General features: G+C 72.0%; 19 protein-coding genes and 2 pseudogenes. 16 read left to right on the forward strand and 5 right to left on the reverse strand.

From position 1 onward, the window contains the following. The first annotated feature begins 34 nt into the window (after positions 1 to 34). Both ABZ910_RS12835 and ABZ910_RS12840 read left to right on the forward strand, forming a co-directional pair. On the forward strand, positions 35 to 595 hold the full coding sequence (locus tag ABZ910_RS12835) for a TetR/AcrR family transcriptional regulator (protein ID WP_361362767.1): 561 nt from the start codon (positions 35 to 37) through the stop codon (positions 593 to 595). A 54-nt stretch (positions 596 to 649) separates the two neighbouring features. Then, entirely contained in the window at positions 650 to 2,197 is a 1,548-nt protein-coding gene (locus ABZ910_RS12840) for an MFS transporter (protein WP_361362771.1), read from the forward strand. A gap of 97 nt (positions 2,198 to 2,294) precedes the next feature. Here ABZ910_RS12840 and ABZ910_RS12845 read toward each other — a convergent pair whose 3' ends face one another. Continuing rightward, the gene (locus ABZ910_RS12845) at positions 2,295 to 3,044 is read right to left on the reverse strand and encodes a lysophospholipid acyltransferase family protein (protein WP_361362774.1); all 750 of its coding nucleotides are present in this window, start codon (positions 3,042 to 3,044) and stop codon (positions 2,295 to 2,297) included. Positions 3,045 to 3,343: 299 nt separating this feature from the next. On the opposite strand from ABZ910_RS12845, the pseudogene ABZ910_RS12850 reads away from it, so the two are divergent. The 3 genes and pseudogenes from ABZ910_RS12850 (at position 3,344) to ABZ910_RS12860 (ending at position 5,619) form a co-directional block, all read left to right on the forward strand. Next, positions 3,344 to 4,494, forward strand: a pseudogene (locus tag ABZ910_RS12850) (glycerophosphodiester phosphodiesterase). A gap of 75 nt (positions 4,495 to 4,569) precedes the next feature. Continuing rightward, positions 4,570 to 5,076: a sigma-70 family RNA polymerase sigma factor gene (locus ABZ910_RS12855; protein WP_361362777.1), complete on the forward strand. Its 507-nt coding sequence runs from the start codon at positions 4,570 to 4,572 to the stop codon at positions 5,074 to 5,076. Between the two features lie 45 nt (positions 5,077 to 5,121). Further along, on the forward strand, positions 5,122 to 5,619 hold the full coding sequence (locus ABZ910_RS12860; RefSeq protein WP_361362875.1) for a GNAT family N-acetyltransferase: 498 nt from the start codon (positions 5,122 to 5,124) through the stop codon (positions 5,617 to 5,619). A 37-nt stretch (positions 5,620 to 5,656) separates the two neighbouring features. Here ABZ910_RS12860 and ABZ910_RS12865 read toward each other — a convergent pair whose 3' ends face one another. Together ABZ910_RS12865 and ABZ910_RS12870 are read right to left on the reverse strand one after the other, a co-directional pair. Then, on the reverse strand, positions 5,657 to 6,091 hold the full coding sequence (locus ABZ910_RS12865) for a hypothetical protein (RefSeq protein ID WP_361362780.1): 435 nt from the start codon (positions 6,089 to 6,091) through the stop codon (positions 5,657 to 5,659). A gap of 1 nt (position 6,092) precedes the next feature. Continuing rightward, positions 6,093 to 6,452, reverse strand: coding sequence for a hypothetical protein (locus tag ABZ910_RS12870; protein WP_361362783.1), 360 nt, complete (start codon positions 6,450 to 6,452; stop codon positions 6,093 to 6,095). Between the two features lie 70 nt (positions 6,453 to 6,522). Between ABZ910_RS12870 and ABZ910_RS12875 the strand changes: the two genes are divergently transcribed. From ABZ910_RS12875 to ABZ910_RS12915, 9 genes are all read left to right on the forward strand, one after another. Next, the gene (locus ABZ910_RS12875) at positions 6,523 to 7,173 is read left to right on the forward strand and encodes an HAD family hydrolase (protein WP_361362786.1); all 651 of its coding nucleotides are present in this window, start codon (positions 6,523 to 6,525) and stop codon (positions 7,171 to 7,173) included. A 421-nt stretch (positions 7,174 to 7,594) separates the two neighbouring features. Beyond that, positions 7,595 to 8,641, forward strand: coding sequence for an ATP-binding cassette domain-containing protein (locus ABZ910_RS12880; protein WP_361362789.1), 1,047 nt, complete (start codon positions 7,595 to 7,597; stop codon positions 8,639 to 8,641). Continuing rightward, complete coding sequence (locus ABZ910_RS12885) at positions 8,638 to 9,375, forward strand: methionine ABC transporter permease (protein ID WP_361362792.1); 738 nt, start codon at positions 8,638 to 8,640, stop codon at positions 9,373 to 9,375. The genes ABZ910_RS12880 and ABZ910_RS12885 overlap by 4 nt, the downstream gene beginning before the upstream one ends. Positions 9,376 to 9,443: 68 nt before the next feature. Next, positions 9,444 to 10,277, forward strand: coding sequence for a MetQ/NlpA family ABC transporter substrate-binding protein (locus tag ABZ910_RS12890; protein WP_361362795.1), 834 nt, complete (start codon positions 9,444 to 9,446; stop codon positions 10,275 to 10,277). Positions 10,278 to 10,488: 211 nt separating this feature from the next. Beyond that, complete coding sequence (locus ABZ910_RS12895) at positions 10,489 to 11,127, forward strand: GNAT family N-acetyltransferase (protein ID WP_361362798.1); 639 nt, start codon at positions 10,489 to 10,491, stop codon at positions 11,125 to 11,127. Between the two features lie 149 nt (positions 11,128 to 11,276). Further along, complete coding sequence (cbiE, locus tag ABZ910_RS12900; RefSeq protein ID WP_361362801.1) at positions 11,277 to 12,503, forward strand: precorrin-6y C5,15-methyltransferase (decarboxylating) subunit CbiE; 1,227 nt, start codon at positions 11,277 to 11,279, stop codon at positions 12,501 to 12,503. A gap of 394 nt (positions 12,504 to 12,897) precedes the next feature. After that, positions 12,898 to 16,662, forward strand: a complete 3,765-nt coding sequence (gene cobT / locus ABZ910_RS12905) for a nicotinate-nucleotide--dimethylbenzimidazole phosphoribosyltransferase (RefSeq protein WP_361362804.1) — start codon at positions 12,898 to 12,900, stop codon at positions 16,660 to 16,662. A gap of 191 nt (positions 16,663 to 16,853) precedes the next feature. Continuing rightward, positions 16,854 to 18,083 carry a uroporphyrinogen-III C-methyltransferase gene (gene cobA, locus ABZ910_RS12910; protein WP_361362806.1) on the forward strand — a complete coding sequence of 410 codons (1,230 nt, stop codon included), beginning with the start codon at positions 16,854 to 16,856 and terminating at the stop codon, positions 18,081 to 18,083. A gap of 87 nt (positions 18,084 to 18,170) precedes the next feature. Then, positions 18,171 to 19,070 (forward strand): RNA methyltransferase, encoded by a 900-nt coding sequence (locus ABZ910_RS12915; protein ID WP_361362808.1) that lies wholly within the window; start codon positions 18,171 to 18,173, stop codon positions 19,068 to 19,070. A gap of 80 nt (positions 19,071 to 19,150) precedes the next feature. Here ABZ910_RS12915 and ABZ910_RS12920 read toward each other — a convergent pair whose 3' ends face one another. Both ABZ910_RS12920 and ABZ910_RS12925 read right to left on the reverse strand, forming a co-directional pair. Continuing rightward, positions 19,151 to 21,421 (reverse strand): FdhF/YdeP family oxidoreductase, encoded by a 2,271-nt coding sequence (locus ABZ910_RS12920; protein ID WP_361362878.1) that lies wholly within the window; start codon positions 21,419 to 21,421, stop codon positions 19,151 to 19,153. Positions 21,422 to 21,770: 349 nt separating this feature from the next. Beyond that, on the reverse strand, positions 21,771 to 23,192 hold the full coding sequence (locus tag ABZ910_RS12925) for a protein kinase (protein WP_361362880.1): 1,422 nt from the start codon (positions 23,190 to 23,192) through the stop codon (positions 21,771 to 21,773). Positions 23,193 to 23,388: 196 nt separating this feature from the next. Here ABZ910_RS12925 and ABZ910_RS12930 point away from each other — a divergent pair. Both ABZ910_RS12930 and ABZ910_RS12935 read left to right on the forward strand, forming a co-directional pair. After that, positions 23,389 to 23,727, forward strand: a pseudogene (locus ABZ910_RS12930) (hypothetical protein). A 202-nt stretch (positions 23,728 to 23,929) separates the two neighbouring features. Then, positions 23,930 to 24,127 carry a hypothetical protein gene (locus ABZ910_RS12935; RefSeq protein ID WP_361362811.1) on the forward strand — a complete coding sequence of 66 codons (198 nt, stop codon included), beginning with the start codon at positions 23,930 to 23,932 and terminating at the stop codon, positions 24,125 to 24,127. Positions 24,128 to 24,176 lie beyond the last annotated feature (49 nt).

Below are 24,176 nucleotides of genomic sequence, written 5' to 3' on the forward strand. Positions count from 1 at the left end.
GACATGACTGTCTCATGTGGGCTACCCTGGTCTCATGGCTGTCGACCGTGACCAGGTGCTGCGCAGCGCTGCGGCCCTGCTGACCAGGAAGTCCACCGCCACCATGGACGAGGTCGCCCGGGCGGCCGGCATCAGCCGGGCCACCCTGCACCGCCACTTCGCCGGCCGCGACGCGCTGGTCCGCGCGCTGGAGTCGCTCGGCATCGCCGAGTGCGAGGCCGCGCTGGACGCCGCACGGCTGGACGAGGGGCCCGCGAGCGACGCCGTACGACGGCTGGTCAAGGAGATCGAGCCGGCCGCCGGTCTGCTCGCCTTCCTCTACAGCGAGAACCAGCTGTACGAGGGCGACGAGCAGAACCAGGGCTGGACCGGCATCGACGACCGCATCGCGGCGCTGTTCCGGCGCGGCCAGGCGGACGGCGAGTTCCGTCTCGACCTGGCCCCCGCGTGGCTCACGGAGGCGCTGTACGGCCTGCTGGCCTCCGGCGCCTGGGCGGTCTCCGAGGGCCGCGTCGCCCGCCGGGACTTCAGCCACATGATCGCCGAGCTGCTGCTCGGCGGCGCACGACGCGAGGTGCCACCCGGCACCACGTGATCAGGCCCCACCTGCACACGAACCACCTGAACAGGCACGACTCTGAGAGGAATCATGACCAGCGCCCTGCGGCACGGGGGAGAGGCCGACCGCCTGGGGGAGTTCGCGACAGGGCCGGGGAAGCGCCCAGGTCGAGGGCTCGCGTTCTGCGTCCTCGTCCTCGCCGTGCTGCTGGTGGCCGTCGACGCGACCGTGCTCGGTGTCGCGACCCCCTTCATCAGCGAGGACCTCAGGCCCTCCGGCAGCCAGCTCCTGTGGATCGGCGACGTCTACTCCTTCGTCATCGCCGGTCTGCTCGTCTCCATGGGCAGCCTCGGCGACCGCATCGGCCGCAAGCGGATCCTGCTCTGCGGCGCCACGGCGTTCGGCGCGATGTCCCTCCTCACCGCCTACGCCACCTCCCCGGGCACGATGATCCTGGCGCGGGCCCTGCTCGGCGCCGCGGGCGCGACCCTGATGCCCGCGACGCTGGCCCTGATCCGCAACCTCTTCCCCGACCCGCGCGAGCGGAGCCTCGCCGTCGGCGCCTGGGGTGCCGCCGCCTCCGCCGGTACGGCCGTCGGCCCCATCGTGGGCGGCTTCCTGCTCGAACGCTTCTGGTGGGGCTCGGTCTTCCTCGTGAACCTGCCGGTGATGGCGGTCCTCGTCCTCGTCGGTATCAGGACGCTGCCCGAATCCCGGAATCCGCGTCCCGGCCCGTGGGACCTGATCAGCGTCGGACTGTCGCTGGTCGGCATGATCGGCGTCGTCTACGCGATCAAGGAGGCCGCCGCGCACGGCCTCACCACGATCGCGTACGCCACCGGGCTGCTGGGGGCGGCCGCGCTGTATGGGTTCGTACGCCGCCAACTCACCCTGCCGGCCCCGCTGCTGGACATGCGCCTGTTCCGTGAGCGCGGCTTCGGCGGGGCGGTCCTCGCCGACCTGCTGACCGTCCTCGGCATGTCCGGGCTGGTGTTCTTCCTCTCGCAGTACCTGCAACTCGTCCAGGGCAGGCACCCGTTCGAGGCGGGGCTGGCCGAACTGCCCGCCGCCGTCGGCGCGGTGGCGGCCGGGCTGGTCGCGGGCCACGCGGCCCGCCGCTTCTCGGTGCGGGCCGTGGTGTGCGGCGGTCTCGCCGCGGTGGGCCTCGCGCTCGCGGCGCTGACCGTGCTGAGCCGGTCCACCGGCTATCCGTTCCTCGGCGCCGTGCTCCTGGTCGTCGGGCTGGGCGCCGGCTTCTCCTTCACGGTGACCGCCGACGTGATCCTCTCCAGCGTCCCCAAGGACCAGGCGGGCGCCGCGTCCGCGGTCTCCGAGACGGCGTACGAACTGGGGGCCGCCCTCGGCATCGCCCTTCTGGGTTCGATCGTGACGGGCGTCTACCGCGGCTTCACGGGGCCGCCGGGCACCCCGGCCGAGGCGCGCGAGTCACTGGGCGCGGCGGTGGAGACGGCTCGGACTCTGCCCGCGCACACCTCGACGGACCTGCTCACCGCGGCCCGGGACTCCTTCGTCCACGGCCTCGCCCTCGCGTCGGCAGCGGGCGCGGCGGTCCTGCTGGCCACGGCGGTGGCGGCATGGTTCCTGCTGAAGGGCCAGAAGCTCGAGAACGCCGGGTGAGGCCGGCATCCGGAGGCAGGCATCCCAGGGGTGCGGGGAACCCCGCGAGCAACCACGGGAAGCCCGCACCCGAAAGTGGGCCGAACCCCCGGAGGCGTCAGGCGGCCTTCGCCTTCGTGGCGTACATGTCCACGTACTCCTGGCCGGACAGCTCCATGACCTCGGCCATCACCGAGTCGGTCACCGCCCGCAGCACATAGCGGTCCCGGTCCATCCCCTCGTACCGGGAGAACTCCATCGCCTCACCGAACCGGACGGTCACCCGGCCCGGGCGGGGCAGTCCCCGGCCGCCCGGCTGCAGCTTGTCCGTGCCGATCATCGCGAACGGCACCACCGGTGCGCCCGTCATCAGCGTGAGGCGGGCGATGCCGGTGCGGCCCCGGTAGAGGCGGCCGTCGGGCGAGCGCGTGCCCTCGGGGTAGATCCCGAAGACCTTGCCCTCCTCGAGGATCCGGCGCCCGGTCATCAGCGCGGCCACGCCGCCGTTCGCCCCGTCCCGGTCCACCGGGATCATGCCGACGCCGGTGAAGAACCAGGCCATCATCCGGCCCTTGATCCCCTTGCCGGTGACGTACTCGTCCTTGCCGATGAAGAGCACCTGCCGCTTCGTCACGACCGGCAGCACGATCGAGTCGATGAAGGTGAGGTGGTTGCCGGCGAGGATGACCGGACCGTCCGCCGGGATGTTCTCCGCGCCCTCCACCCGTGGGCGGAACATCAGGCGCATGATCGGTCCGAGCGCTGCCTTGATGAGCACGAAGCGGGACAACGGGTCCTCCGATGCCGAGGGTCGGTATGAGTCTGTGCAGGTGAGGACATTACTCGCGGCTTCGGGGGAAGCGCACATCGAGCACGTCCGGTTCACCGATGCCTTACGTACTGTTGACGCGGGTTTACCTGCGGTGGCGCGGTGAAGGGAGCGTGTCACGTCATGGTCACGATGTGACGGACATCGCGCCCTCTGCTCCGTCTTGCGTACGTACGGGCTTCGCGGTTCCTCCTTGTGCGCCCTGGCTGTTTCGCCTCGTACGACATGCGGCGTCACCCCCTTGTTCGGACCGAGGTCTCCCGCGTGTCATGTCCGCACCCCTACGATCGGCCCGCAGTGACGAGGAGATCGCAGGGCGGACGGCAGGAGAAGCGCTCATGGAAACCCACGAGTCGAACGAGCAGGCGCACCGCACCGGACGGCGGTCGCTCCTCGGCGCCGCGGTGCTCGGCGCGGGCGGAGCGGTCCTCGGGCTGCCCGGTGCAGCGCGAGCCGCCGCCGGTGTCCGGACGGCCGGGCTGACGGGCCGCGGCCTGAAGGGCCTGCCCGTGCCGACGATCATCGGCCACCGGGGCGCCAGCGGCTACCGGCCCGAGCACACCTTCGGCTCGTACGAGCTGGCCCTCGACCTGGGCGCCGACGTCGTCGAGGCCGGCGACCTGGTGCCCACCAAGGACGGTCACCTGGTCTGCCGGCACGAGCCGGAGATCGGCGGCACCACGAACGTCGCCGACCACCCCGAGTTCGCCGACCGCAGGACCACCAAGGTCCTCGACGGCGTCTCCGTCACCGGCTGGTTCACCGAGGACTTCACGCTCGCCGAGCTGAAGACGCTGCGTGCCGTCGAGCGCATCCCAACGGCCGCTGGGAGATCCCCACCTTCGACGAGGTCCTGAAGTGGCAGGACGAGCAGACCCGCAGGCGCGGCAAGCAGGTCTGGATCTACCCCGAGACCAAGCATCCGACCTACTTCCGGGGGCTCGGGCTGGGACTCGAGGAGCGCGTCGCGAAGCTGCTGCACAAGTACGGCAAGGACCAGCGGAACTCGCCGGTCATCCTGCAGTCCTTCGAGCCGACCAGCATCCAGCGGCTGAACACGCTCGTGGACAATCCCCTGGTCGTCCTGCTCTCCACGGCGGACAGCCGCCCCTGGGACTTCGTCGAGGCGGGCGACCCGCGTACGGTCGCCGACCTGGTCACCCCGAAGGGCCTGCGGGAGATCGCCGGTTACGCGCAGGGCATCGGGCCGACCCTGGACCTGGTCGTCCCGAAGAGCTCCGACGGCACCCTGGGCGCCCCGACCACGCTCGTCGCCGACGCGCACAAGGTGGGCCTGCTCCTGCACCCGTACACGATGCGCAACGAGAACCCCTTCCTGCCGAAGGAGTTTCGCAGGGGCACGGACGCGGACGGCTACGGAGACGCCTTCGGCGCGTACCAGATCTACTTCGCCACCGGCATCGACGGCGTCTTCACCGACAACGCCGACACCGGCCTGCTCGCCCGCGCGGACTTCGTCAACGGCTGAGTGCCCGGCCCCCGTTCGGGGTGAGTCGCGGCCGCCCCGGCAACCTGCCGCCCGGGCGGCCGCGTCGTTCCGTACATGACGCACCACCTGGTCGCCGCGCTGCGCCCGCTGCTCGTGGCCGAGGCCGCCGCCGAGGCGCATGCCTCCGGGAGCGAGGCGGGCGACCTGGAACAGGCGGTCTGGGTCCGGCTGCTGGAGCGCCTGCAGTCCGACGGGCCGCCGCTCGATCCGGCGGGCTGGCTGCGCCGGGCCGTCCGCGCCGAGGCGCGCCGCAGCCACCGCACGCGCCGCATCGAGCGGCCGTACGACAGGGAGCCCGCCGACGAGCGCGGCACCGGTCCCGAGGAGTCCGCGCTCACCGCCGACCGCCACCGTGCCCTGCGCGACGCGGTCCGCCGGCTGCCCGGCCGCTGCCCCGGTCTGCTGGCGGCCCTGCTCTCACCGAAGGACCTCACCTACCGGGAGATCGCGGGGGAGTTGGGCATCTCACAGGGAAGTCTCGGCCCGGAACGTTCCCGATGTCTGGGATGTCTGCGGCGATTGCTCGCGTCGGAGATTGCGACGCGCGAAGTGCGGGGATAGGAGTGAGCAACAACAGGTGATCAGGTGAGCGGGAGGCGTGCGCACATGGGCATGAGCGTGACCATCTCGGCGGCGACCGAACAGGACGCGGAGCAGATCTTCCGGCTCCAGTACCTGTGCTTCCAGGGCGAGGCGGCGCTGTACGGCAACTACCGCATCGGCCCGCTCGTCCAGAGCCTCGACTCGGTCCGCCAGGAGGTCACCGCCGACTGCGTCTTCGTGGCCAGGCTGGGCGAGGAGGTGGTCGGCTCGGTGCACGGCAGCGTGACCGAGGACGGCGCGGCCTCCATCGGAAAGCTCTGCGTCCATCCGCGCCTGCAGGGCCACGGCATCGGCGCCCGTCTGCTGCGCGCCGCCGAAGCCGCGCTCGCCGAGGAGCGTGGCGCGAAGCGGTTCCGGCTGGAGGCGGCCCACCGCAGCAAGGGGAACCTGCGGCTGTACCGGCGGGTGGGATACGAGACGGTGGGCACGTCCCAGGGCGCGGACGGCGTCCCCATGATCGTCCTGGAGAAGCCGGCGGGGACGTACGCCACCACGGCGTGACCTGCCCGGCGGCAACGGCGTGACGTCGCCCGGCGATTCAGGGCGTGCCGGGCTCGGCGCCGTCGCGCGAACCCCGCAGCCACCACAGGGCCGTCAGCGGCAGCAGCACGGGGATGAACACGTACCCCGCGCCGTAGTCCGACCACACGGTCGCGTCGTGGAACGCGGAGGGCTCCACCAGCGTCCAGGTGCCGACGACGAGCACGCCCGCCAGCTCCGCCGCGCAGCAGACCCGCGCCGCCCTGCGGGCCGTCTCGCCGCCGCGCACCAGGGAGTAGGTGATGAAGCCGTACACGACGCCCGCGGCGGCGGACAGTACGTAGGCGAGCGGCGCCCGGTCGAAGTCGGTGGCGATCTGGTAGACCGAGCGCGAGACGGCGGCGACGACCATCACGCCGTAGAGCCAGACGAGCAGCATGCCCGGCCCGCTGACGAGCCGCGCCCTCGTCGGCTCCTGCTCCGTGGCGGTCATCTCAGCCTCCCCAGATGTCGAAGAGCCGCACTTCGAGCACGGCGAGGACCACACCGCCCGCGGCGGCCGTCACCGATCCCCAGCGCGTCCGCTCGGCCAGCGACATGAACCCGGCCGCCGGGACACAGGCGAACGCGCCGATCAGATACGCCACGAAGATAGTCGTCCCCTGCTCCGGCCTGCCGCCCTGGGCCAGCAGCACGATGCCGGTCACCAGCTGGATCACGGCCAGCAGCGACACCACGGCCATGCCGATGAAGTGCCAGTCCTTGGTCGGCTGGTCACGGTAGGCCGCCCAGCCGCACCAGGCGGCGAGCAGCAGCGCGGCGACACCGGTCACCAGCGTCAGGGCGTTGAGCATGCCGTGACCTTATTACGGGCCAATCGTCCCGATGCCGTCGCCCCCGTGCAGGCCCCGTAGGGTCGGGGCCATGAAGATCCACGCGCAAGCCCTCCTGTTCGACAACGACGGCACCCTCGTCTCCTCGCTCGAGTCCGTGGAGCGCTGCTGGACGCGCTGGGCAGGGGAGTACGACGTCACGGCCGAGGACTTCGGACGGGTGGAACTGCACGGGCGCACCGCGGCGGAGATAGTCGCCGACCTGCTGCCCGCCGGCCTCGTACCGGAGGCGGTCGCGCGGGTCGAGGAGCTCGAGGTGAAGGACGTACCCAACGGAGGCGTACGGCCGCTGCCCGGCACGCGGGACTTCCTGGACTCCCTGCCCGCCGAGGCGTGGGCCGTCGTCACCTCCGCCACCCGGCGGCTCGCGGAGGCCCGGCTCGGCGCCGTCGGCATCCGGCCCAAGACGCTCGTCGCCGCCGACGACGTCACCCACGGCAAGCCCGACCCCGAGCCCTACCTGCTCGCCGCCCGGCAGCTGGGCGTCGAGCCGGCCCGCTGTGTCGTCTTCGAGGACGCCCCGGCGGGGCTCCGCGCGGGCCGCGCCGCCGGGATGACCACCGTGGCCTTGGCCACAACCCATCAGGCGCACGAACTCGACGCCGACCTGGTGGTCGCCGACCTGTCGGCCTTGTCCGCACTGGTCACCGACGCCGGTGTCGAGATCTCCGTCCGCGACTGACGCCCGGCCGTCCGGCCCGCGCGCCGTCCATCGCTGTCCAGCATGCGGACAGCGATGGCTTGTCCGGCTCATACATCTGATTTACTGGCACGCATGACCACGACGAGCAGCCGCACCCTTGCGACCGAGGCGACCATGACGCCCGGTGCTCGCTGTATGTGTCCTATGCGTCGAATGTGCGCTTTCTAGAGGGCCCCCGCACCACCCGAGCCTCGCGCCCCGAAGCGAGACGCCGTGGCCTGTCCGTACGTCGTCCCTGACACACGAGTGGCATACGACCGACCTACGAGACAACGTCACGCCCCCGCGCACATGTTCTCCCCGGTTCCATCGCTCCGCGAGAAACGTGCCGCGTTCCCGACATCATGCCCACGTGCCCGGGCACACCCGCGCCCGCGCACTCGACAGTGACGGAAACCCAGTGATCACGACATCGGGCCTGACCAAGGTCTACCGCTCACGCGGCCGCGAGGTCACCGCCCTCGACGGCGTCGACCTCCATGTCCGCGAAGGCGAGGTGTACGGCGTCATCGGCCAGTCCGGCGCCGGCAAGTCCTCCCTCATCCGCTGCGTCAACCTGCTGGAGCGTCCCACCTCCGGCACCGTGACCGTCGCCGGGCAGGACCTCACCGCCCTCGCCGGCCGCGGCCATCGCGCCGGCAAGGAACTGCGGCAGGCGCGCAGCCGCATCGGCATGGTTTTCCAGCACTTCAACCTGCTGTCCTCCCGGACCGTCCAGGACAACATCGAGCTGCCGCTCGAGATCCTCGGCACGTCCGGCAAGGAGCGCTCGCGCAAGGCGCTGGAACTCCTCGACCTGGTCGGCCTCGCCGACAAGGCGCGGGCCTACCCCGCCCAGCTCTCCGGCGGCCAGAAGCAGCGTGTGGGCATCGCCCGCGCCCTGGCAGGCGACCCCAAGGTGCTGCTGTCCGACGAGGCCACCAGCGCCCTCGACCCGGAGACCACCCGCTCGATCCTGCAGCTGCTGCGCGACCTGAACCGGCAGCTGGGCCTGACCGTGCTGCTCATCACCCACGAGATGGACGTCGTGAAGTCGATCTGCGACTCCGCCGCCCTGATGGAGAAGGGCCGCATCGTCGAGTCCGGCACCGTCGGCGAGCTGCTCGCGACCCCGGGCTCGCAGCTGGCCGCCGCGCTGTTCCCGGTGGAGGGCGAGGCCTCCGGTGCCGACCGCACCGTCCTCGACGTCACCTTCCACGGCGAGGCCGCCACCCAGCCGGTCATCTCCCAGCTCGCGCGCACCTACAACATCGACATCTCGATCCTCGGCGCCGCCATCGACACCGTCGGCGGCCTCCAGATCGGCCGTATGCGCATCGAACTGCCCGGCCGCTACGAGGACAACGTCGTGCCCGTCGGCTTCCTGCGCGAGCAGGGCCTGCAGATCGACGTGGTCGGCGACGAACCGGGCGAGGCGCCCGCACTGGTGAAGGAAGGTGCCAAGTGACCTGGTCCGAGATGCAGCCGCTGCTGTCCCAGGCGTGTTGGGACACGCTCTACATGGTCGGCTGGTCCACGCTGATCGCCGTCCTCGGCGGCCTCCCGCTCGGCATCCTGCTCGTCCTCACGGACCGGGGCGGGCTGCTCCAGAACGTCGTCGCGAACAAGGTCATCGGGCAGATCGTGAACGTCGCTCGTTCGATGCCCTTCATCATCCTGATGGTCGCGCTGATGGGCTTCACCCGCTCGATCACCGGGACGACCATCGGCCGCGAGGCCGCGATCGTGCCGCTGGCCATCGGAGCGATCCCGTTCTTCGCCCGCCTGGTCGAGACGGCTGTCCGCGAAGTGGACGGCGGCCTCGTCGAGGCCGTGCAGTCGATGGGCGGCAACACCTGGACCGTCGTCCGCAAGGTCCTCGTACCGGAGTCGCTGCCCTCGCTCATCTCCAGCACCACGACCACGATCGTCGCGCTCATCGGCTACTCCGCCATGGCCGGCACGGTCGGCGCCGGCGGCCTCGGCGACATCGCCATCCGCTACGGCTACCAGCGCTTCGAGACCGAGCTGATGTGGATCACGGTCGGCATCCTCGCCGTCGTCATCTCCCTCATCCAGTTCGCCGGCGACTACGCCGCCCGCAACCTGCACCACCGCGGCGGCCGCTCCGGGGCCGCGCCCCGGCTCCGCCTGCTGAAGGCCAAGGAGTCCGCGGCCGCGGACGTGAGCCAGGCCGCCTGACCCACCTCGCACAGACTCCCCGTAGCACCGACACGGGGTCGCACCACCTTTAAGGAAAGGCACTTTTCGTGCGTAACACCGCCAAGATCACCACCGCCGTCCTCGCCGCCGGAGCCCTCTCCCTCGGGCTCAGCGCCTGCGGCTCCGGCAAGGGCAGCTCCTCCGCCTCCGACTACAGCGGCCCGCTGATCGTCGCCGCGAGCCCCACCCCGCACGCCGAGATCCTCGACTACGTCAAGGACCACCTGGCGAAGAAGGCGGGACTCGACCTGCAGGTCAAGGAGTTCACCGACTACATCACGCCGAACACGGCGACCGAGGACGGCTCGGTGGGCGCCAACTACTTCCAGAACAAGCCGTACCTGGACGACTTCAACAAGAAGCGCGGCACCGACATCGTGCCCGTCGTCACGGTGCACCTGGAGCCGCTCGGCCTCTACTCCCACAAGGTGAAGAAGGCCGACGCGTTGAAGAGCGGTGCGACCATCGCCGTCCCGAACGACTCCGTGAACGAGGCGCGCGCCCTGAAGCTGCTGGCCGCCAACCACCTCATCACGCTCAAGGCCGGCGTCGGCAACGAGGCGACCCCGCAGGACATCGTCAAGAACCCGAAGAAGCTCACGTTCAAGGAGGTCGAGGCGGCCCAGACCCCGCGCTCCCTGGACGACGTGGACGCCGCGGTCGTCAACGGCAACTACGCCATCTCGGCCGGCCTCAAGCCCGCCAAGGACGCCCTCGTGCTGGAGTCCCCGAAGAACAACCCCTACGGCAACTTCCTCGCGGTCAAGAAGGGCAACGAGAAGGACCCGCGGGTCAAGAAGCTCGCCAAGCTCCTCACCTCGCCCGAGGTGAAGAAGTTCATCGAGGACAAGTACCAGGGTTCGGTCGTCCCGTCGTTCTGATCCGGCCCCGGGGGGAACTGAACCGATGATCTGGAGCCCGCCCCGCGCGAGCTGACGGGCCGGCGGCGCGTCCACCGCGGGGCGCCACGCACGGGGTCCACGCCATCACTTGGCGTGGACCCCGTGGTGCGGTTGCGTGCTTTCATGCTGCATGCTGGGCAGTTCAGCCCCGAGGGGTTCCCAAGGATTTCCGATGTGTACGGAGTGGCGCATGACGAGCACCTTCCCCAACATCTCCATCAGCACGGAGCGGTTGGTGCTGCGGCCCCTCGACGAGGACGACGTGCCCGCCCTGGCCGAGATGATGAACGACGAGCAGGTCGCGGCCTGGACCGAAGTCCCACAGCCCTACACCGAGGACCGCGCCCGCGGCTGGATCACCGAGTACGCGCCCGCGGAACGCGCCGCCGGCCGCGGCCTCGACCTCGCCGTCGCCGAGTTCCTGACCCAGCGGCTCGTCGGCGTCGTCCAGCTGGCCAGGACCGACTGGCGCATCCGGTCCACCGAACTGTCGTACATCGTCGCCCCCTGGGCCCGCGGCGAGGGCTACGCCTCCGAGGCCGCGCTGGCGACCGCCCAATGGCTCTTCAGCGGCCAGAAGTTCGAGCGCATCGAGCTGCGCACCGCCGCCGGCAACACCGCCTCCCAGCAGGTCGCCCAGAAGATCGGCTGCCTCAGCGAGGGCGTGCTGCGCAACGCCTGCATAGTGCACGTCCGCGCCGAGGACGGCACCTGGACGGACCAGCGCAGCGACTACATCGTCTGGAGCCTCCTCCCGGAGGACCTGGAGGGCGCGGGCGAACAGCTCGCCGACACCGGTGGTTTCACGTCGTTCTCCGACTGGAACTGAGGGAAGAATCCGGCTGAACACTGGGGAAACACTCCCCGGGCGCCGCCGCCCGCCGCGCACCCGACAGCTCCACCAGGTACGCTCACGGAGCCGGCCCACGGGCGGCTCCGATCCCTGACGACCTGCGAAAACCCTGGAGACTGACGACGATGGCCGACCGGGTCACGGTGATCGGCTGGGACGGCTCGCCGCTGACCGCCGCGGCACGCGCCGCCCTCTCTGCCGCCACGCTCGTCGCGGGCGCGGCCCACCACCTGGCGCTCCCCGAGGTGCCCCCCGGCGCCGAGCGCATCCGGCTCGGCAGCGTCTCCCTGGCCGCCCGCCGTATCGCCGCCCACCGCGGCACCGCGGTCGTGCTGGCCGACGGCGACCCCGGCTTCTTCGGTGTCGTACGGACCCTGCGCGCCCCCGAGTTCGGCCTGGAGGTGGAGGTCGTCCCCGCCGTCTCCTCCGTGGCCGCCGCCTTCGCCCGCGCGGGCATGCCGTGGGACGACGCCCAGGTGGTCGTCGCACACCCGCGCACCCTGCGACGCGCGGTGAATGTGTGCCGCGCCCACACGAAGGTCGCCGTCCTCACCTCACCCGGCGCCGGCCCCGCCGAGCTCGGGCTGCTCCTGGACGGCGTGCACCGCACCTTCGTCATCTGCGAGGAGCTGGGCACCGAACGCGAGCAGGTCGCCGTCGTCACCTCCGACAAGGCCGCCGACCACACCTGGCGCGACCCGAACGTCGTCATCGTCATCGGAGGCCCGGCCGGTCCCGTCGCCGCGGGCGAGAGCGGCGGCTGGATCGCCGGGCGCGATCCGCTCGCGGGCCCGCGCGGCTGGGTGCTGCCCGACGAGGAGTACGGCGGCAGGCTCGGCGAGGGCGAGACGGAACTGCTCAGGGCGGCCCAACTCGCCCGCCTGGGGCCCCGGGTCGGCGACCTCGTCTGGGACATCGGGTGCGGCAGCGGCGCGTTCGCCACCGACGCGGCGCGGGCCGGCGCCGCCGTCATCGCCGTCGACCGGAACCAGGAGGCGTGCGCCCGCACCGAGTCGGCCGCGCGCCGCTTCGGCGTCCAGCTCCAGACGGTGCAGGGCACCGCCCCGCACGTCCTGGAGAACCTGCCCGAACCTGACGTCGTGCGCGTCGGGGGCGGGGGAGTTGCCGTGGTCTCCGCGGTCGCCGACCGCCGCCCGCGGCGTATCGCCACGCACGCCGCGACCCGCGACGAGGCCGAACTCGTCGGCCGTGACCTGACCGAGCACGGATACCGGGTCGAGTGCGCCCTGATGCAGTCCGTCGAACTCGACACCAGGGCCTGGACGGAGACCGAGCGAAACGTCGCGTTCCTGCTCACAGCGGAATTGCCGCGGCGCGAAACGCCTCGTTGAGGGGCGGTGGCCGGGCGTCGCTCGGGGCTGCCGGACCGCGCCCCGAGATCGGTTGGTCGTACCGCGCGCGGTAGGCTGGCCGACCGTTGGACCGCATCAGGTGGCCCGGAACTTCGTTCGTCAATGTCCGGAAATCATGCCCGTTTTGGGACAGGTGTGGTACGGCGGAACCGGAGGACGCGCAACGTGGCGCAGTCCACAGCGGACTGTCGCGGATCATGCTGTCGCGACGGTGGAGCAGCCGGGACAATGCCACTGAATGGCTTTGTCGCCTTTTCCGGACGGGTCGTTCGTGCCGCCGAGCACGCACGCTCGTTCTTCACTGCGGGACGGTCGGTGCGCCGTTCCTGGTGAGCTGGTCGTAGGAGCACTAACCGATGGGCGAGGGGTACGCATGACCGACACCGGCCAGATCCCGGGCGAGGGACTGCCGGAGAGCGCAGGCATGGTGGAACAGCCGGGCGTTGCGGCGCACGGCGCGTACACCCACCTCTCCGACACTCCCTCAGAGGACGACGAACTCCTGCTGCCGGGCGCCCAGGGCGCGTGGGGCAACGAAGTGCCACCGCCCGCGCCGGAGCCCGTCGTCGAGGCCATGCACCAGCCGAGCCCGCACGAGGCTTCGGGCCGCGACAGCGGTTCCGTCGATCTCAGCGGCGTCCGCCCGTCCGAGACGACGCCCCCGTCCGCCATGCCGTCCCCCATCCTCGCGGCCCCGTACGACCAGACCGCGCCCCCGACCCCGCGTCGCCCGCTGCACTTGGGCCCGCCGATCCCCAACGCCGCCGCCAGCCCGGTCCGTTCCCTCGCCGACCGCGGCCCCGCAGGCGCTCCGGTACGGCAGCAGGGCCCGCCGACGATCGGCCCCGAGTACTTCGACACGCAGACGCCGCGCGACATCGCCCCGCAGAGCACGGCCCCGTGGGTCGGAGCCCCGGCGCCCGCGCCCCAGGTGAGCGTCCAGGCCCCGACCGCCGAAACGGTTGCTCCGCAGGCCCCGGCGGCCCACCTCGCGCCCGACGCTGCCGTGGTGGGCGGTACGGGTACGGTGGACATGACGGCGCAGGCGGCCGTGCCGGCGGACGGTGCCGGACATGTTCCGCAGGGGCAGGGAGACGCTCAGCCGGCGCTCGGATACGACGGATACGACGCTGCGCACGGTGTACAGGGCGTGCACGGTCCCGACGGCATGTACGGCCCCGAGAGCGGCCCGATGGGCGCGTACCCGGCGCCGGTCGAGGGCCCGATGGGTGCCCACGTCACGCCGGAGCAGCCGGCGGAGGCTCAGTTCCAGCCCCAGGAAGGCCCGCAGGCGATGCAGCCCCTGAGCCCCGAGGGTGCGCAGATCCCGGAGGCCGCTCAGGCGCCCGACGGCACGGCGAGCGTCGACGTCGGTCAAGTCCCGCCGGAAGCCGCCCAGTTCACCACCGCCGAGGCTCCGCAGGCAGCCGTGATCGACCCGCACGCCGCCGTCCCGGCGCCGGAGGCCGAGGCCGTGCCGCCCGCCCCGGACGCCGTACCCACCGAGCCCGAGGCCGCCGCACCCGCGCCTGGGCCCGAGGCCGTCCCTCAGCCCGTCGACCAGTCGGCCGAGCAGCCTGCCGAGCAGATCACCGGTCAACTCGCCGACCAGCCCGCGGAGGCGGCCGCTCCCGCACAGGTCCAGGGACCGCAGTCCGCGCCGGCCGTGCAGGTGCCCGAGCAGACTCCGGCCGCCGGGGTCGTATCGGACGAGCCGACCGCCGAGGACGTGCAGCAGCAGCCGACCGCTGAAGCAGAGCCGCACGGCGGCGAGTTCGTCGCGCCCGCGCCCGAAGCCCCGGCGAGCGACGCCGACCCCTCCGCGTCGCACGAGCAGCAGCCCGCGCCCGACGCGACCGAGCCCCAGCAGGCGACGCCGGCGGAAGCCGAGCCCGCGCCGCCGGAGGCCGAGCCCGCGCCGCCGGAGGCCGAGGCGGCAGCAGCGTCCGCCGCCGAGCCCGTGCCCGCCGAAGCCGTGCCCGCCGAGCCCGCGGAGCCGGACGCGTCGGCCGCCGAGCCCCCCGCCGACCAGGCGCCCGGCGAGGTGCCCGGCGACCAGGCCCCTCTCCCGAGCACCGTCCCGCTGGAGCCGCACCCGGACCAGCCGCTGGGCCGGTTCGTGCCCGTCGAGGGCCAGGTGCCGACGACCCCGCACCTGGCTCCCACCCCGCCGCAGCCACTCGTCCTCCCCACGCAGGACCAGGGCGACGGCGCGGCGCAGGAGGCGCCCGCGACGCCCCCCGAGGAGCCCGTCGCCACGGTTCCCGGGCCCCGCGAGGCCGAGCCGGCCGTCGTCGCGGAGGAGGCAGGTCCCGACGTCGTACAGCAGGCGGAGGACCTGGAGACCAGGGCCGCCGAACCGGAGGAGGGAACGGCCGCGGTGGCGGAGCCGCGACGGTCCCTCGGCCCGGCCGCGCCCGCCTACAACGACGTCGAGCGCGCGGCCGTCCTCAAGGTCATCCGTGAGCGCCGCGACATCCGCAACGGCTTCCGCAGCGACCCCATCCCGCACGAGGTGCTGCTGCGCGTCCTGGAGGCCGCCCACACCGCGCCCTCCGTCGGCCACTCCCAGCCGTGGGACTTCGTCGTCATCCGCTCCGCCGAGACGCGCCGGAGCATGCACGAACTGGCCATGCGCCAGCGCGAGGCGTACGCCAAGTCGCTGCCCAAGGGCCGGGCGAAGCAGTTCAAGGAACTGAAGATCGAGGCCATCCTCGACACCCCGGTGAACATCCTCGTCACCGCCGACCCGACCCGCGGCGGCCGCCACACCCTCGGCCGCCACACGCAGCCGCAGATGGCGCCGTACTCGGCCGCGCTCGCGGTGGAGAACCTCTGGCTCGCCGCCCGCGCCGAGGGCCTCGGCGTCGGCTGGGTCAGCTTCTTCGACGAGCGCGAGATGGTCCGCGCCCTCGGCCTGCCCGAGCACCTCGAAGCCATCGCCTACCTGTGCGTCGGGTACGTCGACGAGTTCCCGGAGGAGCCCGAGCTGATGCAGGCGGGCTGGTCCAAGCGCCGTCCGCTGTCCTGGGTCGTACACGAGGAGACGTACGGCCGCCGCGCCCTTCCTGGAGAGGAACCCCACGACCTGCTTGCCGAGACCGTCGCGCAGATCCGCCCGCTGGACGCCAAGGCGCTCGGCGAGGCCTGGGAGCGCCAGAAGCGTATGACCAAGCCCGCGGGCGCACTCGGCATGCTGGAGATCATCTCGGCGCAGCTGTCCGGCCTGTCCCGGCAGTGCCCGCCGCCGATCCCGGAGCCCGCGGCCGTCGCGATCTTCGCGGGCGACCACGGCGTGCATGCCCAGGGCGTCACCCCCTGGCCGCAGGAGGTCACCGGCCAGATGGTGGCCAACTTCCTGGGCGGGGGAGCGGTCTGCAACGCCTTCGCGAGCCAGGTGGGCGCCGAGGTATGCGTCGTGGACGTGGGCGTCGCCACCGACCTGCCGGCCACCCCGGGACTGCTGCCCCGCAAGGTCCGCGCCGGCACGTCCGACATGACCACCGGTCCCGCGATGACCCGCGAGGAGGCCACGCAGGCCATCGAGGTCGGCATCGAGACCGCGCGCGACCTGGTGGCGGCCGGCAACAAGGCCCTGCTCACCGGCGAGATGGGCATCGCGAACACCACGGCGTCCGCGGCCCTGATCTCCGTCTTCACGGGCGCGGACCCGGCCGAGGTGACCGGCCGCGGCACCGGCATCAACGACGAGACCCTGGCCCGCAAGACCGAGATCGTCCGCCGGGCTCTCGAACTCCACCAGCCGGACCCGGCCGACCCCATCGGCGTCCTGGCGGCGGTCGGCGGCTTCGAGCACGCGGCCCTCGTCGGCCTGCTCCTCGGCGGCGCCTCCCTGCGCACGCCGGTGATCCTGGACGGCGTCAGCGCGGGCGCGGCCGCCCTGGTCGCCCGCGGCATCGCCCCCGAGGTCCTCGCGGCCTGCATCGCGGGCCACCGCAGCGCCGAGCCCGGTCACGTGGCCGCCCTCAACAAGCTGGGCCTGCGCCCCCTGGTCGACCTCGACCTGCGCCTCGGCGAGGGCACGGGCGCCCTGCTCGCGCTGCCGATGGTGCAGAGCACGGCCCGGGCCATGCACGAGGTGGCGACGTTCGACTCGGCAGGGGTAACGGAGAAGTAGGCGCCACGGCGCCCCGGTGCTTCGGTGCCACGGCGCCACGGCCCGGGTGGTCCGGCGTTCTCCCGTGGTCCGGTGTCCAACTGCCGGACCACCCGGGCCGCCTGCCCCGCACCCCGCATAAAATCCGCACGTCAGGGCCGCTCCGGAGCCGCAGCGCCCGCACCACACAGCCTCACGAGGAGCCGTCCCTCATGGCCGAACACCCCGCCTATCCCGTAGGCCTCCGCCTCGCCGGCCGCCGTGTGGTCGTCCTGGGCGGCGGCCAGGTGGCCCAGCGCCGCCTGCCGGCCCTCATCGCGGCGGGCGCCGACGTCCTCCTCGTGTCGCCCGGGGCGACCGCCTCCGTGGAAGCCATGGCGGACGGCGGTGAGATCACCTGGGAGCGGCGGCCGTACGCCGACGGCGACCTCGCCGACGCCTGGTACGCCCTCATCGCCACCAGCGACCCCGAGGCCAACGCCGCCGCCTCCGCCGAGGCGGAGCGCCGGCGCGTCTGGTGCGTCCGCTCCGACGACGCCGACGCGGCGACCGCCTGGACCCCGGCGACCGGCCACAGCGCGGGCGTCACGGTCGCCGTCCTCACCACGGAGGCGCGCGGCCGCGACCCCCGGCACACCGCCGCCGTCCGCGACGCGGTCGTCGAGGGTCTGCGCGACGGCACCCTCGTCGCCCCGCACCACCGCACCCGTACGCCCGGCGTGGCCCTGGTCGGCGGCGGCCCCGGCGACCCGGACCTGATCACCGTGCGCGGCCGCCGCCTCCTCGCCGAGGCCGACGTGGTCATCGCCGACCGGCTCGGCCCGCGCGACCTGCTCGCCGAACTCCCGCCGCACGTCGAGGTGATCGACGCGGCCAAGATCCCGTACGGCCGTTACATGGCCCAGGAGGCCATCAACAACGCGCTGATCGAGCACGCCAAGCAGGGCAGGTCGGTCGTACGGCTCAAGGGCGGCGACCCGTTCGTCTTCGGCCGCGGCATGGAGGAGGTCCAGGCGCTGACGGAGGCCGGCATCCCGGTCACGGTCGTCCCCGGCATCTCCAGCTCGATCTCGGTGCCCGCGGCGGCCGGCATCCCGGTCACCCACCGGGGCGTCGCCCACGAGTTCACCGTCGTCAGCGGCCATGTCGCCCCCGACGACGAGCGCTCCCTGGTCGACTGGCCGTCGCTGGCCAGGCTGACCGGCACCCTCGTGATCCTCATGGGCGTCGACAAGATCGGAAAGATCGCCGAGACGCTCGTCGCCCACGGCAAGTCCCTTGACACCCCGGTCGCCCTGATCCAGGAGGGCACCACGGCGGCGCAGCGGCGCGTCGACGCGACCCTCGCCACCGTCGCCGAGACCGTCCGCGCCGAGGACGTGAAGCCTCCCGCGGTCATCGTCGTCGGCGAGGTCGTCGGCGTGGGCCGTAACCTTGGGTGACGCGATCCGTTTTCACCCGCGCCACCCGTTCCACCCGATCCAGCCGTTGGCACCCCAGCCCCGTCCCGACAAGGCAGCAGCACCCCCGTGGCCGATCTCATCACCATCGAGGACCCCGACGACCCGCGCCTGAGCGACTACACGGGCCTGACCGACGTCGAGCTGCGCCGCAAGCGCGAGCCCGCGGAGGGGCTGTTCATCGCCGAGGGCGAGAAGGTCATCAGGAGGGCCGCGGAAGCGGGCTACGCGATGCGCTCGATGCTGCTCTCGGCCAAGTGGATCGACGTCATGCGCGACGTCATCGACGAGTCCCCGGCCCCCGTGTACGCGGTCAGCCCCGAGCTCGCCGAACAGGTCACCGGCTACCACGTGCACCGCGGCGCCCTCGCCTCCATGCAGCGGGGGCCGCTGCCCGCGGCACCCGAACTGCTGCGCTCCGCACGGCGGGTGGCGGCGGTGGAGGCCGTCGACGACCGCGCCGACATCGGCGCGAGGTCGCCTTCGGGTCTGCAAGGAGAACGTGCGGTTCGGCGCGTCGCCGTGTTCGAAGACATCGTCGATCACGCCAACATGGGGGCCGCGTTCAGGAACGCCGCAGCCCTCGGCGTCGACGTGGTTCTCCTCACCCCGCGCTGTGCCGATCCTCTCTACCGCAGGTCCGTGAAGGTCTCGATGGGGGCGGTCTTCAAGGTGCCGTGGACTCGCCTGGAGTCCTGGCCGAAGGACGCCGAGCTCCTGCGGTCGGAGGGCTTCACGGTCGCCGCACTCTGCCTGAGCGACCGGGCGATCCCCCTCGACGAGCTCGCCGCGCGCAAGTACGAGAAGCTCGCCCTGGTCTTCGGCACCGAGGGCGACGGCCTCACCCCGGAGGCTTTCGCCGCGGCCGACGAGCACGTACGCATTCCGATGGACGCCGGCGTCGACTCCCTCAACGTGGCGGCCGCCTCGGCCGTGGCCTTCTACGCCACCCAGCCGCGACCTGTCTGAACCGCTCGCCGCGCGGACATCGACGCCGGCGTGAAACCCGAAGCGACCACGCGGGAGAACGCGGAACCACGGGCGAGCCGTCAGGCTTCCTGTTCGATCGTGACGTCCAGCTGCTTCATCAGCGGCTGGTCGCTCTGGGCGCTGTAGTCGCTGATCGAGATCAGCTGGTTCAGCTCCGGCATGTAGCCGGCGGCGACGCCGCGGGGAATGTCGTGCTCGACCGCGAGGAATCCCTTCAGTGTGCGCTCGGTGCCGTCCTTGGCGTATGCCGTGATCGTGGTCGGCTGGAACTCCGCAAGGCCGCGCTCGCGCATGTCGTCGGCGTTCATGAAGACGAGCGTGCGCAGGTTGTGGATGCCCCGGTAGCGGTCGTTGTCGGTGTAGACCGTGGTGTTCCACTGATCGTGGGAGCGCATCGCGCCCAGGACGAGCCTTCCGTCGCGGGGCACCACGTCGGGCAGGGGGGCGTGCGAGAACTCGGCGCGTCCGGTGGGGGTGAGGAAGACCAGTTCGCGGGCGGGCTGCTTGATCCGGAAGCCCATCGGCTGCCGGACGCGCCGGTTGAAGTCCTCGAAGCCGTACAGGACCTTCGCCATGGTGTCCCGGATGCGGTCGTAGTCCTCGACGTACCACTCCCACGGGGTCGAGGAGTCCGGCAGCGCCGCCTGGGCCAGGCCGGAGATGATCGCGGGCTCGGAGAGCAGGTGCGGCGAGGCCGGGTGCCGGTTGCCCTGCGAGAGGTGGACCATCGAATCGCCGTTCTCGACCGACAGCCGCTGCAGTCCGCTCTCCTGCACGTCCTTCTCGGTGCGGCCCAGGCACGGCAGGATCAGCGCCCGCTTGCCGTGCACGATGTGGCTGCGGTTGAGCTTGGTGCTGACGTAGACGGTCAGATCCACCTTCCGCAGGCTCGCGTAGGTGTACCTGGTGTCGGGCAACGCGAGCGCGAAGTTGCCCGACATTCCGACGAAGACCTTGATGTCGCCGCGGTCCATCGCCTCGACGGTGCCGATGACGTCCAGCCCCTCCTCGTACGGCGGGTCGATATCGCAGACCTCGGCGAGCTTGTCGAGGAACTCCCGCGTGGGGGCGTTGGTGATGCCGCAGGTGCGGTTGCCCTGCACGTTGCTGTGGCCGCGGTTGGGCGCGGCGCCGGCGCCCTCGCGGCCGATGTTGCCGCGCAGCAGCAGTACGTTGACGATCTCGCGGATGGTGTCGACGGCGTGCTCGTGCTGGTTGACGCCGAGGCCCCAGGTGATGATCGACCGGTCGGCCTCGCGGTAGATCGTGGCTGCCTTGAGGATGTCCTCCTTGGCCACGCCCGACTGGTGGACGATCTCGTCCCACGAGGTGTCCTCGACCAGCCTCCGGTAGTCGTCGAAGCCACTCGTGTGGCGCGCCAGGAACTCCCTGTCGATCGCGTGCTCGTCCCTCTCGGACATCTCCAGGGTGGCCTTGGCGATGCCGCGCATCAGTGCCATGTCGCCGGCGGACCGCGGCTGGATGTCGAGGTTGCTGGTCGGGGTGGCGCGGAAGGTCGCCATCGCGAGGATGTCGTGCGGAATGATCGTGCGGGTGGCGCCCGCCTCGATCTGCGGGTTGATGTGGACGATCTTCTTGCCCTCGCGGTAGAGCTGCGCCAGCGGGGTGAGCATGCGCGGCGCGTTGGACGCGGCGTTGATGCCGACCACGAAGACGGCGTCCGCGGCCTCCCAGTCCTTGAGGTCCACGGTGCCCTTGCCGGTGCCGAGCGAGGCGAGCATCGCGCGGCTGCCGGCTTCGGTGCACATGTTGGCGCAGTCGGGCTGGTTGTTGGTGCCGAGCTCGCGGGCCATGAGCTGGTAGAGGAAGGAGGCCTCGTTGCCCAGCCGTCCCGAGGTGTAGTACGAGGCCTGGTTCGGATCCTTGAGAGCGCGGACGGTGTCGCCGAACAGCTTGAAGGCGTCCGCCCAGCTGATCGGCACGTAGTGGTCGGTCTCCGGGTCGTAGACCATCGGCTCGGTCAGCCGGCCCTCGGCCTCGAGGTCGTGGTCGTTCCAGTCGAACAGCGAGGTGACGGTGTGCTGCGCGAAGAACTCGCGGGTGACGCGCTTGGGCGTCATCTCCCACGTGGTGTGCTTGATGCCGTTCTCGCACAGGTCCAGCGCCAGGCCCTTGGTGTCGGGCCATGCGCAGCCCGGGCAGTCGAAGCCGCCGCTGTCCTCCTGGTTCAGCTTCAGCATCTCGAGCGAGCCCACCACGACCTCGCGCTCGTCGATCAGGACCTCGGTGACGGCCTTGGCCGCACCCCAGCCGGCCGCCGGATGCGTGTACGGCTTCGACTCGGGCGGCCCCTTCGGCACGGGGCCCACTCGCGGCTCCAGCGGCTGGCTCGCGGCGGCCTTCTCCTGCCGTTCGCTTTCGGCGTCGTCTTCGAACAGACCTTGATCACCCACGGCTATCCCCTCAGCAATATGCCCCCATCTGTAAGGCTATGTTCCCTTCGCGTAATAGGCATGGGTAAAACCTGGCCGAGCGCGGGAATTCGACCGTTGGGCTGCGCTCAATTTGACGGGGTCGTCCCCACCGCATCGAATGCGAGCGCGTGCAGGACGCTGCCGACGCCGGCCTGAAACGGTGATGCGCTGCGATGGCTCACCGCAGTGACCTGTTCGGAACTCCGGGATCGCCGTGAGGCTGCGGGCAGGGGTCGGCAGGGCGTCAGGTTCTCCGGGCGTGAGCGGCCACGGTCGATGGCACAAGCGGGACAGCTGGCGGTACGCCCGGACGCGCCTGCCCCGCCGCGACGACGCGTCCCGCGCCGCCCAGCCCCCGCGCGGGGCCCTGACAGCCCTGCGCCACCGCGATGCCCAGGGCGACCAGCAGGGTCACCACGACGAACACGAACAGCCGCTGCCGCAGCAGCCGCGGATTGGCGGGCCGCAGCCTGGTCCCCGTGGTGCGCGGCGCCGGCCGCCCGGCACCGCTGCGCGGAGCGGGACGGCTGCCGCCGCCGGACCTCGTGGTGGTGCGCGACGCGGGCGTCGGGCGCGCTCCACCGGGGCGCGACGCCGTACCGCCGCCACCCCGTGCCGTACCGCCGCCACGCGAGGCGCCGCCGGTCCGTGACGCGCTGCCGCCGCGCGAGGCCGTGCCACCCCGTGCGGGAGTGCCGCCGCGCGGCACGGGCGTGCCCGGGGCGGACGGCGCACGCTTCAGGGTGCGCTGCTGCTCCCCGTAGGTCTCGGTGAGGCGCCCGGTCGGCCGGTCCGCCTCGGTGGTGCGGGGAGCGGGCGGCCGTACGTCCGCCAGGCCTTGTGCCTCGCGGGCCGCGATCTCCTTGAGCCTGAGCGACAGTTGGAGCGTGCTGGGGCGATCCTCCGGGTCCTTCGCCAGGCAGGCCCGCACCAGCGGGGCGAGCGCGTCCGGTACGCCGTACAGCTGCGGCTCTTCGTGGACGACGCGGTACAGCATCACCTCCGAACTGCCGTGCCCGAAGGGCGAGTCACCGGTCGAGGCGTACGCCAGGGTCGCGCCCAGGGAGAAGACGTCCGTGGCGGGCGTCACGGCGGCGCCGCGCACCTGCTCGGGCGCGAGGAAGCCGGGGGAGCCGACCGCCGTACCGACGTGCGTGAGCGTGGAGGCGCCGGTCGCCCAGGCGATGCCGAAGTCGATGATCCGCGGACCCTTGGGGGACAGCAGGATGTTGGACGGCTTCAGGTCCCGGTGCACGACGCCGGCCTCGTGCACGGCCACCAGCCCCTCGGACAGCGCGGCACCGATCGCCGCCGCCTCCGCAGCGCTGAGCGGCCCCTCATCGGCGACCTTGTCGTGGAGTGCGGGTCCCGGCACGTACTGCGTCGCGAACCACGGCCGGTCGGCGTCCAGATCGGCCGCGACGAGCCGCGCCGTGCACCCGCCCCTGATCCGCCGCGCCGCCGACACCTCGCGTGCGAACCGCGAGCGGAACTCCTGGTCCTCCGCCAGATCGGGACGGATCACCTTGAGCGCGACCCGCTGGCCCTTTCTGTCGGAACCGAGGTAGACCACGCCCATGCCGCCCGCGCCGAGCCGTCGGTGAAGCCTGAACGAGCCGACGACGCGCGGGTCCTCGCGCCTCAGGCGCATCATCGCCATGTTCATCCCCGCTGCCCGGTCCGTCTGACGAGCCACAGCTTACGTTTCCACGGCCGCCCGCGCGCAGAGGCCGCGCCCTCTCGTCCCGACCGATTGTCAGTGCCGCGTGGGAGACTTGAGAGGTAATCAGGAATCTGCGCACAAAAGCAGTTTTGGCCGGACTGTGCCTCCAATCGGCCGTCAGGGAAGGGGGTTTGGGCGTGTGAAGGGTGAGCGAGCGGAGACGGCCGTGGACGCGGGGGGCGCGACGTGCACGTACGAGGCGGTGGCGAGCAGGGCGGGCCGCCGGATGGAGACGGCGGTACGCCGGGGCGTGGTGGAAGTGAGCGAAGTCACCCTGGGGTCCCTCACGCCGTTGAGGCAGTGAGGGAAGGAGTGTTGTCCGTGCGGCCCGCTTCACGGCGAACCGGGTACTTGCTCTGGTGGAGCTGCCGGTGCCGTGCGAGGACAGCCGGAAAACCCCGGACGCTCGGGGCGCTCTCTCCGGGAAGACCCGAGACCCAGGGCCGCGCCTCCACCCAGGGGAGTACTTCGCAGATGACGGCTCATCCTCCGGGAGGCCCGCGATTCGGTACGAGGGCATGACGTCCGGCGGTCGCCGCGAGCCTAGATTGAGGTGAAGCGGCGGGTGCGGTACTCGTCCCCCGAGGTCAGTCACCCGTCGCTGCCACGAGCACACGACAACAGACCATCACCGGCCGGGTGTACGGCCGGGACAACCGAGCACGGTCAGGAGAGGGACCATGGCCCACACGGCACCGCGGACACCGATCCGCCGGCAGGAGCGCACGGCGTTCCGGCCCCGCCGTACCGGCCGCCGCCACCCCCTGGTGGCGACGCTGATGGCCCTTCCCCTGGGGGTCCTGCTCCTCGTCGTCTTCGACGGCTGGGAGACAGTGGCCCGACAGGCGTCGTCCGTGGGCGTGATGCTGGGGCGCTGAGCGGCGACCCCAGGCCCGGAAGAGCGGTCCGGGCGGGGACATCCACCCA

Source organism: Streptomyces sp. NPDC046805 (genome assembly GCF_040645355.1).
Lineage (GTDB): Bacteria > Actinomycetota > Actinomycetes > Streptomycetales > Streptomycetaceae > Streptomyces.

What these genes read in the sequence shown, in the direction of transcription:
- ABZ910_RS12835 (WP_361362767.1), top strand. Translation starts at nt 35, where the DNA reads ATGGCTGTCGACCGTGACCAGGTGCTGCGCAGCGCTGCGGCCCTGCTG.
- ABZ910_RS12840 (WP_361362771.1), top strand. Translation starts at nt 650, where the DNA reads ATGACCAGCGCCCTGCGGCACGGGGGAGAGGCCGACCGCCTGGGGGAG.
- ABZ910_RS12845 (WP_361362774.1), bottom strand. Translation starts at nt 3,044, where the DNA reads ATGTGCGCTTCCCCCGAAGCCGCGAGTAATGTCCTCACCTGCACAGAC.
- ABZ910_RS12855 (WP_361362777.1), top strand. Translation starts at nt 4,570, where the DNA reads ATGACGCACCACCTGGTCGCCGCGCTGCGCCCGCTGCTCGTGGCCGAG.
- ABZ910_RS12860 (WP_361362875.1), top strand. Translation starts at nt 5,122, where the DNA reads ATGGGCATGAGCGTGACCATCTCGGCGGCGACCGAACAGGACGCGGAG.
- ABZ910_RS12865 (WP_361362780.1), bottom strand. Translation starts at nt 6,091, where the DNA reads ATGACCGCCACGGAGCAGGAGCCGACGAGGGCGCGGCTCGTCAGCGGG.
- ABZ910_RS12870 (WP_361362783.1), bottom strand. Translation starts at nt 6,452, where the DNA reads ATGCTCAACGCCCTGACGCTGGTGACCGGTGTCGCCGCGCTGCTGCTC.
- ABZ910_RS12875 (WP_361362786.1), top strand. Translation starts at nt 6,523, where the DNA reads ATGAAGATCCACGCGCAAGCCCTCCTGTTCGACAACGACGGCACCCTC.
- ABZ910_RS12895 (WP_361362798.1), top strand. Translation starts at nt 10,489, where the DNA reads ATGACGAGCACCTTCCCCAACATCTCCATCAGCACGGAGCGGTTGGTG.
- cbiE (WP_361362801.1), top strand. Translation starts at nt 11,277, where the DNA reads ATGGCCGACCGGGTCACGGTGATCGGCTGGGACGGCTCGCCGCTGACC.
- cobT (WP_361362804.1), top strand. Translation starts at nt 12,898, where the DNA reads ATGACCGACACCGGCCAGATCCCGGGCGAGGGACTGCCGGAGAGCGCA.
- cobA (WP_361362806.1), top strand. Translation starts at nt 16,854, where the DNA reads ATGGCCGAACACCCCGCCTATCCCGTAGGCCTCCGCCTCGCCGGCCGC.
- ABZ910_RS12925 (WP_361362880.1), bottom strand. Translation starts at nt 23,192, where the DNA reads ATGAACATGGCGATGATGCGCCTGAGGCGCGAGGACCCGCGCGTCGTC.
- ABZ910_RS12935 (WP_361362811.1), top strand. Translation starts at nt 23,930, where the DNA reads ATGGCCCACACGGCACCGCGGACACCGATCCGCCGGCAGGAGCGCACG.